The following is a 14,508-nucleotide window of genomic DNA, read 5'->3' on the forward strand; positions in this document are numbered from 1 at the left end:
CGACGACTACAAACCGGCAGTCGTCCAACAACCTTGCCCGTAGGGCGTCGATATCCGACCCCCTGTCTAGCCTGTCTCCGTGAAGCCCACCGATGACCGCCAGTTCCCCGCCGCGCTCGCCACTGCGATGGCCGTTCGATTCGACTATGCCGACGGGAAGACCGGGGTCGATTTCGAACCCTTCCCGGCCTTCCTGTCCGCTGCCGAGACCACCGACTGGTTCCAGGCGTGGACCGGGAACAGCGAGTTGGACGGCAGCGACTTCCGCGTGTTCGGGCAGGACGGCACGGGCGGGTACGCGGCGATCTGGCTCATCCGCCCGAGCCGGCCACTGGCCGAGCAGCCCGTCATCTTCCTCGGGTATGAGGGAGAGACCGGTGTCGAAGCACACGACCTGGGCGACTTCCTGTGGCTACTGGCCGACGGCTTCGGCCCCTGGGAAGCCACCACCTCGTACGAGCCCGACTGGTACGCCCACCCCAATCCGGAGTTGGCAGCCATCGCCGAAGGATTCGCACCGCACCAGCGCCGGTCGGCGGCAGCCGTGATCGAGCTAGCGGCCCAGGAGTTCCCCGACTTCGACGACACCATCATGGAGCTCTGCCACTGAACCCAGCGCCGTCGTCTCGGACGTTCACTCAAGTCCCCCACGCCGCCCTGCCGCATTCGAGCATCGCTGTAGCCTCCGGTCATGAGCCGTGGGGAAGGCGAGGACAAGCTGGTCCTGGAGACCCGCGAAATGCTGGCCATCGGATGGAACGAGGAGGACGTCTTCGCCGAACTGGCCGCGCGCACCGGCGACTGGGGCGCCTCCGCGTTGGCTGTGTGTCTGGCCCTGGGAGTTCCCCGGACGGACGCCGAGGCCCGAATCCGCGAGCTTCGGCCCCTCTTCGAGGAGTTCGTGGTGGGCGAGCATGAAGTGGGCGTAGTGGTCGAGGGTGATGGTCGGGCTTGAGTGACCGAGCCACCAGGCGAGCGTCACGATGGACTCGCCCGCTTCGAGGAGGACCGAGGCGTAGATGTGCCGGAACACGTGGTAGCCGTCCTATCGGGAGGCCTTCCAACGCGCACCCTTCTCCCGTACGGGAATGACTCCGGACGTGGCAAGGCCGGCTTCCAGGCCTCGTCGTTGAAGATGTTGGCGCGGATGGCGTTGCCGTACGTCGTGGTAAGGACGAGCGGGAAGCTCTGCTTCTCCCGGTCGGGTTCCGGTCCGCCCCCAGGGGAGCTCGATGTCGACGGCCGGATGGTCGAGGAAATCCGCGGCCAGTTCCGTGGCCACCGACCGGGGCATGTCGACTATGCGCGTCTTGCCTCCCTTGGGCAGGGCGAAGTAGAGGCGCCCGGAGAGGAGTTGCACCTGCCTGCGCACCCGGGATGACACCGCGTTCGAAGTCGATGTCCTTCGGCGACAGCCCGAACACCTCGCGCTGGCGCAGCCCACACCCCAGCGTCGCGACGACGACCGGGATCCGGTAGCGAGGATTGATCACGTCCCGCACCCGTTGCGCCGTTGCCAGCGGCCACGGGTCACGATCCTCGTCGGGGGCCTGCGGCCAGCGCACCGTCTTGGCCCGCATCGGGTTGCGGACGAGGCGCTTGTCGTCGATCGCGGTCTCGAAGATGTTAGACAGCGAGGTCGGCGGCCAAGTCCTCCGGTCCCCGGGTGGCCATCCGCAACCGAGCGGCAGCCAGCAGTGCGGCTTCCAGATCGACGGAGTCGCTCAGCCTGTCGATCAGCCGAGCCGCCAAGGCTTCGGACTCCTCGAACACCGCGCGGTCGCACCGGTCCGCCACCAGGCGGACGCCCGCCTCGACGGTTTGGAAAGCCGCAACCCGCCAAGCAGCCTCCATCGCGCAGGCGTCGGCGACCTCGGCGACCAGTCGCCAGTAGACGTACATGAACTCCACCAGGCCGCGGTAATCGAGGAACTCGTCCCGGAACAGCAGATCCACCATGGCCTCGGCGGGCATCGCGCCGTGCTCCGCCAGAGCCTGCCGCATCTCATCTACTTCGCGCGCCCGTCGCTTCGCCTCGTCCAGCGACATGATCCGATCGCACACGTACTGCGCCAGCTCCATGAAGACGCCAACGGGGTCGATGACGAAGGTGACTGTCGGCTGGCCGTCCGCCTCGTAGGCCGGCTCACCGAAGCGCACAGAGCCGGCGCACACCTTCCCCCTTCGTGTTTCGAAACCAGCGCGGCGAGCGGATCGTCTGTGGCAGGCAGCACGTGGGACACGACCAGCATGACCGAGCCCGAGACATCCGCCGCCTCCCACCACCCTGGTGGCCGTTCCACATCGAGGTCGTGCACGAAGTACGCACCCTCGGGGTCGAGGACGGACAACACGCCTCGTTCGTCCTGCGTGACACACCACCGGGGGGCGACAGGGTGACTGAACGGCAATTCGTCCAGTGAGAGGAGCGCTGGGAGGCCCCGCGCGTACGCGCGGGTGAACAGGCTGCCTCCTGCCCCGCCACCAGTGGTGAACGGGCTGATGCTGGCTAGCCCGACGGCCAGGCCGGCATGCCGGACACCTTCCACATCGGCGATGAACGCCCACCCGGTGACCTCCCGTGACAGTCGCAAGCCATCCCCCTTCGCGCCGCTGGCCATCGACAGGTTCAACGGTGGCACAGTCAACGGCCGGACCAGCCCGCTTCCCGGGCACGCGATGGTGATCTCAAAGGCGGCAATGTGCATGCCCCGCTGTGCGCTCATCCTTACGCGGCCACGACTGTTCCGATTCGTACATGAACCTTCGCCCGCGAATCTGGGGGAATGAAGCCGCATTGAGGAGTGGCTGGGGAGGATCGGCTACACAAGCGGGCAACACGGCGAAAGGGCCAGAAAGGCGGATCGTTGCAGGTCGGGCCGCCTATACCGACGACTTCCGCGGGTCAGCGGTGCGAGGGTGACGACTTCAGCGCGACTGGATGTAGACGGCGGCTGAGGGACTGTGCGGCCGGTGGGGAGCGGGCGAGTGTCCTCGTCGAAGAGGCCGGCTTACGACGGTTGTTCCCAGAGGGTCAGTTCCGCCTTGTAGTCGGGCGTTGCGCCGGGGCGCCCGGTGATGTCGTCTGTGCGAGGGATGACAGCGGTGATTTTCAGCATTGCCAAGTAGCCGCCGGACGTCTCGAGACACAGGAGATCACCTTGGACGATGGCGGCGGAGGCGCCGTACAGCTCGGTGGCCGCCAGCTCCTTCGACAGGTCGCTCTTCTTCACGCTGTCCGCGCACTGCTCCGGCGTGGCCCCGGTGCTCTTGCCCCACGCGCCCTTGCCGGTGACAGCGAATTTGCTCCTCGACATGGAGAGCTCACCGTCGTCGTAGTTTGCCTTTGGATATCCCTTGTCGATGTCGATGAAGTCGATGAGGCTTTTGCGTGTGAGCGAAATCGGCTTGCTCTGTTCGGCAGCGCGATATCCCCTCTTGTCTTCGCCGTCGCGGGTGAGCACCCAGGCGCCGCCCGCGGTCAGGGCCAGCGCGACGGCCAGGCCGCCGATGATTACCGTCTTCCGGTTGGCCCCTGCCCTCCGGGCGGGTGGCAGGTGCGGGGTAGGCGGGGGCGGGGTGGCGGTCTGGGTTGGGGCGTACGCGCCTTGGTGGGGCCGGCTGGCGGCGTTGGGCGCCGCCTGGGTCGGGACGTATGCGGGCTGGTGCGGGTGGCTCGGTGGAACGGGCTGCGGCTGCTCCTGGGCAGGGGGCTGTGCCCCGGGCCGTGGTGGCGGCTGCTGAGCGGCCTGCTCGCGGCGGGCGATCTCCCCTGCGAGCCGGGGCGGCAACCAGTCGTCGAAGTCGGGCAGCTGCCGGCCGGACGCCTGCTGGCACCAGTCCGCGAGGGCGGCGGGGGTGGGCCGGGCGGCCGGGTCCGCGGCCAGGCATGCCTGGAGGAGCGGGCGCAGGTGGTCCGGGTAGCCGCTCAGGTCCGGCGGCTGCGCTTGCGTGTTGGCGATCTGGGCGGCGATGGAGAGGCCGGAGCCGTCGCCGTAGGGGTGGCGACCGGTCGCCACGACGGCCGCGATCAGTCCGAGGGCGAAGACGTCGGTGGCCGGGGTGACCTCTCTTCCCAGGGCATGCTCCGGCGACATGTACTGCGGAGTGCCGATGAAGCCGCCGGTCTGGGTGAGCTGGGTGGTGTCGGTGGCGCGTGCGATGCCGAAGTCGATGACCCAGGGGCCCTGGGAGCTGAGCAGGATGTTGCTGGGCTTGAGATCGCGGTGGATGACCGATGCGGCATGCACCGACACCAGCGCACGGGCGGTGCAGCCGATGAGCTGGAGTGCGGCCGGCAGGGGCAGCGGGCCGAAGGCGGCGAGGGCCTCGTCAAGCGCGAGCCCGGGGACGTAGGAGGTGGCGATCCAGGGCTGGTCGCCGTTCATGTTGTGGTCCAGTACCGGCACGATGTGGTAGCCGGAGACCCGGCGGGCCGCCTGGACCTCGGCCTCGAAGCGTGCACGGAAGTGCGCGTCCTGAGCGAACTCGCGGCGGATCAGCTTCAGCGCGACCGGCTGCTCGCCTCGGGTACGCGTGAGGTAGACCGAGCCCATGCCGCCCTCGCCGATCCTGGCGAGGAGTTGGTAGCCGGCGACCTCGGTCGGGTCGTCCGGCCCCAGTGGCTTCAGCACGGGCTGATCGGTATGAGGCATGGGTTCCCCCTGAGGTGCGCGGCAGTCGTCTGATGCTATCGATGGCATGCCCAGGCCATCCGGCGCCCGGAGGCCCGCGGGAATCACGATCTCGCATCGTGGTCAACGACGTGCTGTGGCGCGGGGCGGTTCCGGATGGACCGGCTCCGGACGCGCTCGCGCTGCTGCTGCTCGGAGTTCGGCGCGCGGCCGGTGTGGCCCGGCACCACGGGGGAAGCCTGTGAGGCGATGCGTACGGGAGGGAACTCTGTGGCGGACGTCGACGTCGTGGTCGTGGGCGCGGGGGTGCTGGGCAGGTCGATCGCGTACGCGCTGGCGTGTGCCGAGCCCGGGCTGCGGATCGTGGTGTCGGGGCAGCACGGTCCCGGCGCCTCGCAGGCGGCCGGCGCCATGCTGGGCGTACTGGGCGAGGTGACGGCGGCCGCGCTGCGGACCCGGCACGGCGAACTGCGCCTGGCGATGGCCGTGGAGGCCACCGCGCGCTGGCCGGCCTGGCGTGAGGGCGTACGGGAACGGGCCGGGGTGGCGGCGCCCGCGGACGGGTACGGGGCGGGGACGTACATCCTGCTCAACGCGGCTTCCGGGCCGCTGGACGAGTCGGCGCTCGAGGCCGTGCGCGCGGCCGGCGCCCGCTACGGACTGCCCGTCGAGGAGAGCGCCGTCTCGGACGTCCCCGCCTACCGGCCGCTGGACAACGACCGGGCGCTGCGGGCCGTCTTCCTGCCCCAGGAGCGGTTCCTGGACGCACGGCGATGGCTGCAGACCCTGGACGCGGCGCTCCGGGCGCTGCCGAACGTGCGCCGCACCGGGGCCGGCCGGCTGCGCGCCCACGGCAATGCGTACGAACTCGCCGTCCGTCACGGCAAGTTCAGGGCCGGCCGGGTCGTCGTGGCGGCCGGCGCGTGGTCCAGCGCACTCCTGGACCGCGTCGACCCGGAACTGCCCGTCCTGCCGGTGGTCGCGGCCGAAGGCACCGCCGTCGCCCTCCGCCCCACCGCCCCGGTGCCCCCGGTGGTGTTACGCACGCCAAACCGCGCGTACGCGTGCGGGCTCCACGCCGTCCCGCAGGCCGACGGCACCTGGTACCTCGGCGCCTCCGCCGCACCGGTCCTCCACCCCGGCGACGCGCCGACCGCCGGCGCCCTGCGTTTCCTCCTCGACGCGGGTCTCGGCCAACTGCACCACGGCCTGACGGACGCCAGGATCGACCGGGTCCACCATGGCAACCGCCCGGTGGGACTCGACGGGCACCCGCTCCTGGGGAACGTCGGGCGCCCCGGTCTGTGGGTGGCCACCGGCACGCACCGCGACGGCCTGCACGCCTCCCCGTTGATCGCCCAGGAGATCGCCGCCGAGATCCTGCACGGCACTCCGAGCCCTTGGCTGGCCCCGTGGCAGCCGGGCCGGAAGCCGATCGCCGACCGGACGGCCGCCGAAGCCGTCGAGGAGGCGGCGGCCCACCACGCGGCCCTCGCCGCCGAATCCCGCATGCGCCCGCCCCTGACCGGCGACTGGCCCGGCCTGCTCGCCGACGCCTACCGGCAGCTCATGGAGCAGACGTACGCACGGATGCCGGACGGCTACGTCCTCCCTCCAGAGCTCGCGCCGCTCGGCTACGAACACGGGCCCGCGCTCGCGAAACTCGCCCGGAGCCACCTCGACCGCCTGGCGGGCGGGGAGAGCCCCGGCGGCCGGTGAACGCCTCAGCCGGCATGAACATCGGCGAGGCTGGGCGGCGTCCCACACGCCGGTGCGGGCGATCTCGGCCACCCGGTCCGCGAAGTCGCGGGGCTTGCGGTGGAGGGCGCGCCCGACGGCGTCGGCCGGCGAGCTGTTGCGGCCGTCGAAGAACCGCACGTCCACGCCTCGCTCGATCAGCCTCCGGGTCACCCGGCGGCCGACCCGGGCGGTACCACCGAGGACCAACTTCGTGTGCTCGTTCCGGGCCTCTGGGAGTTCTTCGCGCAGAACGTCCACCCCGGCACCATCCGGCTGGACGGTGACACCGCGGTCGGCCGTGCGTACGTCCAGGAGTTCGGGCGGATGCGCGACGGCAGCTCGCACCCGAACTACGCCGTGTACCACGACCGCTACCAGCGCACCCCCGACGGCTGGAAGTCCGCCGAGCGCGTCTACGAGGTCACGTACCTCGACTCCACTCCCCTGGCGGGCTCGCCGCTCCACGCCGCGCCCGGGGCCCGAGGGTCCCGCCGCGGAGCGGCTACTCCCCACGGAGTAGCCGCGCCTCCTGCCGCTGTGGGACGACCGCGGCGCCACGCGGCGGCATTCTGGCTGTCGGACACCGGGGCTCCACGCCCGCACCGCCCGCCGGGGTCCCCCACCGAACCCCTTCACCCACCAACCGGAGATGTCATGCCCACATCACTCCTCCACGACCCGCACGCGACCTCGCTCCGCGGCGCCGCCCCGCTGCTCGCCTTCTCGCTCGCCTACGCCGTACTCACCGCTGCGTACGTCGTCACCAACCGCGCCACCCCGCAGCCCGACACCCCCGGCGGCGACATCCTGCGCCAGTACGTACGCGACCACGGCGCAGCGATCGACCTGGGCGCCTTCCTGCTGCTCGTCGCCGCCGTGCTCCTGGTGCCCCTCGCCGCCACCCTGGCCCGGCTGGTGCGGCGGGGGCAGGGGCGGGACCAGGGCGCCGCGGCGGCGACGGCCCTCGCCGGCGGACTGCTGGCCAGTGGCGCACTGGCCTCCAGCGCCGCGCTCAGCTGGACCCTCGGCCGGCTCCCCGAGGAGGCACCCGCAGCCCTGGCCCGCGCCCTGGCAGACCTGTCGTTCCTCGCCGGCGGCCTCGGATACGCCGTGTCCTTCGCCCTCCTGGCGGCAGGCACCTGCCTGGCAGCCCGCGGGAGCGGGCTCCTCCCGCGCGCCTGCGCCACCACCGGGCTGGTCATCGCCGCCGCCGGACTGGCCGCCACCCTCATGCTCCTCGTCTTCGGCTTCAGCTACCTGTTGCCCGTCGTCCGCTTCGGTGGCACGGCATGGCTGCTGTGGGCCGCGTTCACCCTGGTCCGCTCGCGCCCGACCGCACCAGCGGTGAACGCATGACCGCCGCCTCGGCCGCCGTACGATGGCGCTCGGCCTGGCAGATCCCCGTCGGCGCGGGCCTGCTGCTGCTCGCGTCCGCCGCCTTCCACACGATCGTCCTCACGCTTGCCGGCGGCCCGTGGGACGGCCCCGTCTCCTGGCGGAAACCGATCACCTTCGGGCTGTCCTTCGGCATCAGCGTGCTGACCGTCGCCTGGATCTGCCGGCTCCTCCCGCTCGCCGCGCGCACCCTCGCGCTCCTCCTGGGCGCGTTCACCGCGGCATCCCTGCTGGAGACCGGTCTGATCACCCTCCAGGCGTGGCGCGGTGTCCCCTCGCACTTCAATACCGAGACCACCTTCGACACCTTCGTCACTCGCGCCCTCGCGGCCGGCGGCATCACCCTCATCGCGGTCGTCGTCGCACTGACCGTCGCCGCGCTGCGCCCCAACCCGGCGGTCGCCCCCAGCATGCGGCTCGCGCTCCGCGCCGGGCTGGTGGCGCTCACCGGCTCCATGGCGGCCGGAGCGGTGATGATCGCCTACGGGCTGACGCTGGAAGGCGCGGGCCGCGCCGCCGAGGCCTACCGGGCGGCGGGCTTCCTGCGCCCCGCCCATGCCGTCACCATGCACGCCGTGCTGCTGTTGCCCTCGCTGGCCTGGTTCCTGAGCCGTACCCGACGACCGGAGGCGGAACGGCTACGCCTCATCCGCATCACCGTCGCCGCGTACGGTGCGGGCGTTGCGCTGGTCACCGCCGCGGCCGCGGTCGGCCTCACCTTCGCCACCCCGGCCACCACGGCCGCGGTGAGCGCGGGCGTCACGATGGCCCCCGCATTGGCGTCCTTGGCGTTCGGCGTATCGCCGGTCGTGGGCGAGAACCGCAGTTCCACCATGCCTGGGTCATGACACATGACGCATACCGCGAGCAAGGAGCACCCCAGGCCCGTCGCGAGCGCGGGCAGCGCAGCGGCAGAGGGCACTGCCCACGGCACTGGGGATTCGCCCCGCCCGTTCTGAAGCCTTCATCCGCCTCACATTTACGCGGCGTATTTTTCTGCAGCTTCCTCGCGACATCCCTGTCAGAGCACTCGCCTTCGCGAAAACGTCGGCCAGTTTTTATCGCGGCCGATTGAACGGGGCCCGAATGGGCCGGATGTTCCGCTTGAAGGGTCCAGTGAAGTTCTACTGCACTTACGTACCATTGGAGGGCGTGTCAATTTTCGAGACAGCCGCGGATTTCCACGGACGGAATTTGGCGGATGAATCACCCCGCGCGCACCTGATGGTCGCCGCATGCCGAACCACTGGCCCGACTACTGGTTGGTAGCTGGCATTGCGGCAGTGATTCACGGATTCCCTACCTGATCCTCTTACCACAGAGGCGAATGAGCTTCCGGTGAGCGTTGGGGCGCCCTCAAAAAGGAAGTCTTCTCGTGTTCTCCACCGTGTGCGTCATCGGTCTTGGCTACATCGGCCTCCCCACAGCCGCGGCCCTTGCCACCAACGGGATCGACGTCATAGGCGTCGACGTCAACCCCGTCACCGTCGACCTCGTCAATGCCGGACGCGTCCCCTTCGTCGAGCCCGACCTGGCCGTAGCTGTGAGCGGAGCCGTGGCTACGAGGCGGTTGCGGGTAACCACGAAGCCCGAGGCGGCCGACGCCTTCATCATCGCCCTGCCGACGCCGCTCCAGGAAGACCGTACGGCGGACCTGTCGTATGCGCGTGCCGCCGCCGCCTCGGTGGCCGGCGTGCTCAAGGCGGGTGACCTCGTCATCCTGGAGTCCACCTCGCCGCCTGGCACGACCGTGGAGCTGTCCCGGTGGCTTCGAAACCATCGGCCCGATCTGACGTTCCCGCACGAGACCGCGGATGTGCCGGAGGTGCGAGTCGCCCACTGCCCCGAGCGTGGCCTGCCGGGCCGAACGATGATTGAGATCGTGACCAACGACCGGGTCATCGGCGGCGTCGCCGAGGGCTGCGCCCAGCGGGCACGTGAGCTCTACGAGGTGTTCACCGAAGGGGAGTGCCTGCATCGCCGTCGATCCTTGGTTCATCGTCTCCGCCGCGCCCCGGCAGACCCGGCTCATCCGCCTCGCCCGCGAAGTGAATGACGACCGGCCCGAGTACGTGATCGGCGAGGTTATCCGCACGGCCGGACGGTTCAAGGAGCCGGTGATCGCCTGCCTCGGGCTCGCCTTCAAGGCGAACATCGACGACCTGAGGGAAAGCCCTGCTCTTCACATCGTCACGGAACCGGCAGAGCGTCAGGCCGGCCGGGTGCTGGCAGCGGAGCCGCACATTCGGGAACTTCCGGAGTCACTCGCACGCACGGGCGGGGCCGAACTCGTCGACGTCGCCACCGCCGTGCGGGAAGCGGACATCATCGTCCTGCTCGTGAACCACGACGCCTTCCGAGGCATCAATCGGACCGCGCTGCGCGGGAAAGCCGTGTTCGACACCCGCGACCTCTGGCGCTGACGCACCGTCGTCGGCGACGAACTCGGCAGGCCGGGAGCACAGCCCCATCCAGTGGCCGATCGCCTGTACGGCACGATCCGCGGCACGTCCGTCGCCGTACGGGTTGACGGCCCTCGCCATCGCGGCGTATGCCGACCGGTCGTGCAGGAGCCGTCGGACCTCCCTCACAATGCGCTCCCGGTCGGTACCCACAAGCCGGGAGGTGCCCGCCCGGAGGGCCTCGGGGCGCTCCGTGGTGTCTCGCATGATCAGCACTGGCTTGCCCAAGCCGGGGCCCTCCTCCTGAATGCCGCCGCTGTCGGTGAGGATGAGGTGCGCGCGGTCCATCAGACGGGCGAAGGCGCCGTAGCTGAGAGGTTCCGTCAACCGTACGTTTTCCAGGTGCGCCACCCGGGGCCGGATCGCCGCCCGCACCACCGGGTTGGGGTGAAGCGGCAACACGATGAGGAGGTCAGGCTCGCTTCGAGCGAGGTCGGCGACAGCGCCACCGATGGACTCCATGCCGCTTCCCCACGCCTCCCGGCGGTGGGCCGTGACCAGCAGGACCGGGCGGGTGGTGTCTTCGAGGTCAGCCAGCGCCGGGTCGCCGTAGTGCGTCCCGCGTCCTACCGCCCAGCGCAGGGCGTCGATGACGGTGTTCCCCGTGACCACGACGGACGACGGAGCGATACCGTCCCGCAGCAGATTGTCCCGGGCCTGAGAAGTGGGGGCCAGGTGCAGGGACGCCAACTGCGTGGCGAGCCGGCGGTTCATCTCCTCGGGGAAGGGTGCGTACCGGTCGTCGGTGCGCAGGCCGGCCTCCAGATGGACCACGGGGATACGGCTGTAGAAGGCGGCGAGGGCCGCGGCAAAGGCGGTCGTGGTATCGCCCTGGACCAGCACCGCCTCCGGGCGCTCGTGCCGCAGCAGGGGACACAGCCCGTCGAGGATGCGTACGGTGATGTCCGCCAGGGATTGGCTGTGGGTGAGGATGTCCAGGTCATGGTCGGCGCGGATGCCGAACAACGCGTGCACCTGGTCGAGCAGTCCGCGGTGCTGGGCGGTTACCGTCACCGTCGGCCGGAATATCGAAGACCGGCCGAGCACCTCTATGACGGGGGCCATCTTGATGGCTTCCGGTCTGGTCCCGTAGACGACCATCAGTGGTTTCACTCGAGTCTCCTTCTCCTGCGCCCGACCGCGCCGGGGCCGACGACACCGGTGGCCGCGCCTCCCAGGAGCGGAAGAAGCGCCCTTTGGGCGGCAGTGAATCGATATTCGACACCGAGGGCCGGGGCGTCGGCGGCCATCGCGGCGGGCGCGGTGGCGGTCAAAGCGATGTTCTCCTTGGGCAGGTGAGGCAAGCAGACAAGTCGCGAAGGCTACAGACAAGGCCCTTGAGGTTCGCCCCAGCGCTGGCACGCGGTCCGGGCGAAAGCGGCGAACTGACCGGCCGAGGCATCGATGACGTCCGGGCAGAGGCGGTAGTAGGTGAACCGGCCGCACGGCTCCGTCTCGACGGCTCCTGCCTCACGCAGCACCTTCGGACGGTTGGAGCGGGTCGTCTGCCTGGCGCCCGTCTCCTCCACGAGGTGGGCGGTGCAGAGGGTCTCGCGCGAGCAGAGTGGCCCTCTGGAACCTGAGCGGGCCGAGCAACACCTGAAGGCGGAGCTCGGCGACCCCGGCGCCGCCCTCGCCGGGATCGACACCCTGCTGGAGGAGCGGCTGGCGCGCTACCGCAACCCGCTGCGCCCCGAGGTGATAACGACGAGGTTCGGGCGGGCCAGGATCCTCGCGCGGCTGGGCGACGTACCGGCTGCGGTGGTGCAGGTGCGCGAGGTCAGGGACGACCGCGCGCGGGTGCTCGGTGAGGACCACCCGGATACCCGGGCCGCACAGGCGGAGCTGGAGCGGCTGCGAAGCCCCTGAGCGGCGGTGGCGGCGGGGTTCGGGGCTCCGGGGATGGGGTGGGGGGTGGTGTGGTTGGGTGCGGGGTATGGGATTTGAGGGAGAGTGGGCGGCGCCGGGGTTCGATGCCGAACTCGGTGTCGTGCTGGAGGGGTTGGGCGCCGGGGCGCGGGAGTCGGTGACGGCGGAGAACCTGGCGGCGCGGCAGGAGCGGGATGCCGCTTCCCGGCCCCGGCCCACGGTCGGGGAGTTGTGCGCCGACGGGCGTTTCGAGGTGGCGGAGCTCTCCGTGCCGGGGCCGCCGGGCGGGCCGGACGTCACGCTGGTGAGCGCACGGCCGGCCGGGGTGGGCGGGGAGTTGCCGCTGCTGTACTACATGCACGGCGGTGCGATGGTCATGGGCAACGCGTGGTCCGTGCTGCCGCGGATCCTGCACGAGTGGGTCCTCCCGCTGGACATGGCCGTCATCTCCGTCGAGTACCGGCTGGCGCCCCGGGTGCGCTATCCGGAGCCGCTGGAGGACTGCTACGCCGGGCTCGTCTGGGCGGCCGGGCACGCGGACGAACTGGGCGTCGACGCCGACCGCGTGGTCATCGGGGGCAAGAGCGCCGGCGGCGGGCTCGCCGCGGCCCTCGCGCTGCTGGTCCGGGACCGCGGCGGGCCCCGGGCGCTGGGGCAGCTGCTGCTGAGCCCGATGCTCGACGACCGCGGCAGCACCTTCTCCAGTCATCAGATGTCCGGACGCGGCCTGTGGGACCTCACCTCCAACGCGACCGCGTGGCAGGCGCTGTTGGGCGAGCGCTACGGCGCCGCGGACCTGCCGCCCTACGCGGCTCCCGCCCGCGCCACGGACCTGTCCGGGCTCCCCCCGGCCTACGTCGAGGTCGGGTCGGCCGAGATGTTCCGCGACGAGGGCGTGGCGTACGCGAACGCGATCTGGCAGGCCGGCGGCCAGGCCGAACTGCACGCGTGGTCCGGCGCGTACCACGGCTTCGACGGCATCGCGCCGCACGCGGCCCTCAGTCTGGACGCCCGCGACGCCCGGACCCGCTGGCTTCGCCGGCTCCTCGCGCAGTCCCGGCGCTGACCGCCGGCCGCGGCCGGCCGCCGTCCAGCCGGTGCAGGCAGGCGCGGCGCTGGACCAGGGCCAGGCCCGCCACGCCCGCGCCGAGCGCCAGCCAGCCCAGCGGCCCCGCGGTCATGACGGCGCCGGTCAGCAGCAGCGGCCCGGCGGCCTTCTGCGCGGACGGGGAGATGCCGGCCACGCCCAGGTAGGAGGCCCTCGCGTGCTGCGGAGCGAGGGAGACCGCCAGTTCCCAGGAGCACACCGAGCGCACCAGCTCGGCCGCGGTGACCAGGGTCGCCGCCGCGAGCAGGGTCGCGGACGCGGTCCAGGGCCCGTGCTCGGGGGTGAGGGCGAGGAGGGCGCAGGCGCCGAGCAGGAACAGCCCGTACCAGGCGACGGCGGCCGCCGCCTGGCGCGGTGTGCGGACCTTCGCCGAGACGGTGAGCTGGAGGGTGAGGGCCAGCACGGTGTTGAGGGCGAGGAAGGCGGGGACGAGGGCGTGGGGCGCGTCGGTGTGGTGGACGAGCCACAGCGGGAGCCCGACGTTGAGGAGGGCGTCGTCCAGGTTCATCGGGATGTCGAGGAGGACGAAGCGGAGGTAGCCGCGGTCCCGCCAGGGGCTCGTCCCGGCCGCCCCGGAGTCCTTCATATCGGAACCCGCCGTGCCGGGCTCCGGCGTGCAGCGGTCCGGTACGGGGGCGACCAGGCGGCCGTGGCCGCGCGGTTCCCGCGTACGCCACACCAGGACGGCCGCCGCGAGGAAGGAGAGCGCGTTGCCGAGGATGAGGACCTCGTACGCGCCCCGGGTCCCCACGGCGAGTCCCGCGGCGGCGATGCCCGCGCCGACGGCGTACCCCGCGTTGGCGGCGCTGCGCGACAGGGCCTGGTAGGTGGCGCGCCGCTCGCCCGCCACCCGGGTCGCGAAGAGCATCTCGAGGGTCTTGGCCGCCCGGTCGCCGAGGTGCGTGACGGCGACGATCAGCAGGAGCAGGTCGAAGCGGGTGACGACGAGCATCGCGCACAGGGCCACGAGGCGCAGCAGGTGACAGGCGATCAGGAGGGGGCGCACGGGGCACCGGTCGGCCAGGTGTCCCGCGATCGGCGAGCCCGCGATGCCCGCCACCGCGCCGACGCCGAACAGCAGGCCGAGCCGTCCGGCGTCGAGGCCGACGACGAAGGTGAAGAACAGGACCGAGGAGGCGGCCCAGACGCCGGTTCCGGTGCGGTCGAGGAGCTGGCCGAGCAGCATGATCCGCGCGTCGCGGCCGCCGGGCGGCCGCCTCAGCTGCGCGATCAGGCCGCGTGCGGTGCCGTCCTCGTCCGTGTCGCGCCGTGCCGCGCTCCGCCCCATGGCGGTTCTCCG

Annotated in this window: 12 protein-coding genes and 2 pseudogenes; 9 read left to right on the forward strand and 5 right to left on the reverse strand. The window is 71.3% G+C overall.

The features are described from left to right. Window positions 1-79 precede the first annotated feature (79 nt). Complete coding sequence (locus OOK34_RS00900) at window positions 80-610, forward strand: SMI1/KNR4 family protein (protein ID WP_267031932.1); 531 nt, start codon at window positions 80-82, stop codon at window positions 608-610. A gap of 81 nt (window positions 611-691) precedes the next feature. Then, window positions 692-955 carry a hypothetical protein gene (locus tag OOK34_RS00905; RefSeq protein ID WP_267031933.1) on the forward strand — a complete coding sequence of 88 codons (264 nt, stop codon included), beginning with the start codon at window positions 692-694 and terminating at the stop codon, window positions 953-955. Window positions 956-1,626: 671 nt separating this feature from the next. On the opposite strand, the gene OOK34_RS00910 is transcribed toward OOK34_RS00905, so the two are convergent. Then, window positions 1,627-2,160, reverse strand: a complete 534-nt coding sequence (locus OOK34_RS00910) for a hypothetical protein (protein ID WP_267031934.1) — start codon at window positions 2,158-2,160, stop codon at window positions 1,627-1,629. Window positions 2,161-3,011: 851 nt separating this feature from the next. Beyond that, window positions 3,012-4,655, reverse strand: a complete 1,644-nt coding sequence (locus OOK34_RS00915; RefSeq protein WP_267031935.1) for a serine/threonine-protein kinase — start codon at window positions 4,653-4,655, stop codon at window positions 3,012-3,014. A gap of 98 nt (window positions 4,656-4,753) precedes the next feature. On the opposite strand from OOK34_RS00915, the gene OOK34_RS00920 reads away from it, so the two are divergent. From OOK34_RS00920 to OOK34_RS35475, 6 genes are all read left to right on the forward strand, one after another. After that, the gene (locus tag OOK34_RS00920) at window positions 4,754-4,879 is read left to right on the forward strand and encodes a hypothetical protein (RefSeq protein ID WP_267031936.1); all 126 of its coding nucleotides are present in this window, start codon (window positions 4,754-4,756) and stop codon (window positions 4,877-4,879) included. Window positions 4,880-4,904: 25 nt separating this feature from the next. Beyond that, entirely contained in the window at window positions 4,905-6,353 is a 1,449-nt protein-coding gene (locus tag OOK34_RS00925; RefSeq protein WP_267031937.1) for an FAD-binding oxidoreductase, read from the forward strand. 234 nt (window positions 6,354-6,587) lie between these two features. Then, window positions 6,588-7,730, forward strand: a complete 1,143-nt coding sequence (locus OOK34_RS00930) for a nuclear transport factor 2 family protein (protein ID WP_267031938.1) — start codon at window positions 6,588-6,590, stop codon at window positions 7,728-7,730. Next, window positions 7,727-8,617, forward strand: coding sequence for a hypothetical protein (locus tag OOK34_RS00935; RefSeq protein WP_267031939.1), 891 nt, complete (start codon window positions 7,727-7,729; stop codon window positions 8,615-8,617). Before OOK34_RS00930 ends, OOK34_RS00935 begins: the two co-directional genes overlap by 4 nt. 527 nt (window positions 8,618-9,144) lie before the next feature. After that, complete coding sequence (locus tag OOK34_RS00940) at window positions 9,145-9,825, forward strand: NAD(P)-binding domain-containing protein (RefSeq protein WP_267031940.1); 681 nt, start codon at window positions 9,145-9,147, stop codon at window positions 9,823-9,825. Between the two features lie 61 nt (window positions 9,826-9,886). Further along, on the forward strand, window positions 9,887-10,192 hold the full coding sequence (locus tag OOK34_RS35475; protein ID WP_267036578.1) for a UDP binding domain-containing protein: 306 nt from the start codon (window positions 9,887-9,889) through the stop codon (window positions 10,190-10,192). Between the two features lie 69 nt (window positions 10,193-10,261). Here the strand turns inward: OOK34_RS35475 and wecB are convergent. After that, window positions 10,262-11,332 (reverse strand): annotated as a pseudogene (gene wecB, locus OOK34_RS00950) (non-hydrolyzing UDP-N-acetylglucosamine 2-epimerase); the annotation flags it as partial. 221 nt (window positions 11,333-11,553) lie between these two features. Continuing rightward, a pseudogene (locus OOK34_RS00955) lies at window positions 11,554-11,830 on the reverse strand (ArsR/SmtB family transcription factor). A 337-nt stretch (window positions 11,831-12,167) separates the two neighbouring features. Between OOK34_RS00955 and OOK34_RS00960 the strand changes: the two are divergent. Continuing rightward, complete coding sequence (locus OOK34_RS00960) at window positions 12,168-13,166, forward strand: alpha/beta hydrolase (RefSeq protein WP_267031941.1); 999 nt, start codon at window positions 12,168-12,170, stop codon at window positions 13,164-13,166. Here OOK34_RS00960 and OOK34_RS00965 read toward each other — a convergent pair. After that, a complete protein-coding gene (locus OOK34_RS00965; protein ID WP_267031942.1) occupies window positions 13,099-14,496 on the reverse strand; it encodes an MFS transporter in 1,398 nt (465 codons plus the stop codon). The genes OOK34_RS00960 and OOK34_RS00965 overlap by 68 nt on opposite strands. Window positions 14,497-14,508: the final 12 nt, after the last annotated feature.

Origin of the sequence: Streptomyces sp. NBC_00091, from assembly GCF_026343185.1 — a bacterium.
GTDB lineage: Bacteria > Actinomycetota > Actinomycetes > Streptomycetales > Streptomycetaceae > Streptomyces.

What these genes read in the sequence shown, in the direction of transcription:
- OOK34_RS00905 (WP_267031933.1), top strand. Translation starts at nt 692, where the DNA reads ATGAGCCGTGGGGAAGGCGAGGACAAGCTGGTCCTGGAGACCCGCGAA.
- OOK34_RS00915 (WP_267031935.1), bottom strand. Translation starts at nt 4,655, where the DNA reads ATGCCTCATACCGATCAGCCCGTGCTGAAGCCACTGGGGCCGGACGAC.
- OOK34_RS00935 (WP_267031939.1), top strand. Translation starts at nt 7,727, where the DNA reads ATGACCGCCGCCTCGGCCGCCGTACGATGGCGCTCGGCCTGGCAGATC.
- OOK34_RS00960 (WP_267031941.1), top strand. Translation starts at nt 12,168, where the DNA reads ATGGGATTTGAGGGAGAGTGGGCGGCGCCGGGGTTCGATGCCGAACTC.
- OOK34_RS00965 (WP_267031942.1), bottom strand. Translation starts at nt 14,496, where the DNA reads ATGGGGCGGAGCGCGGCACGGCGCGACACGGACGAGGACGGCACCGCA.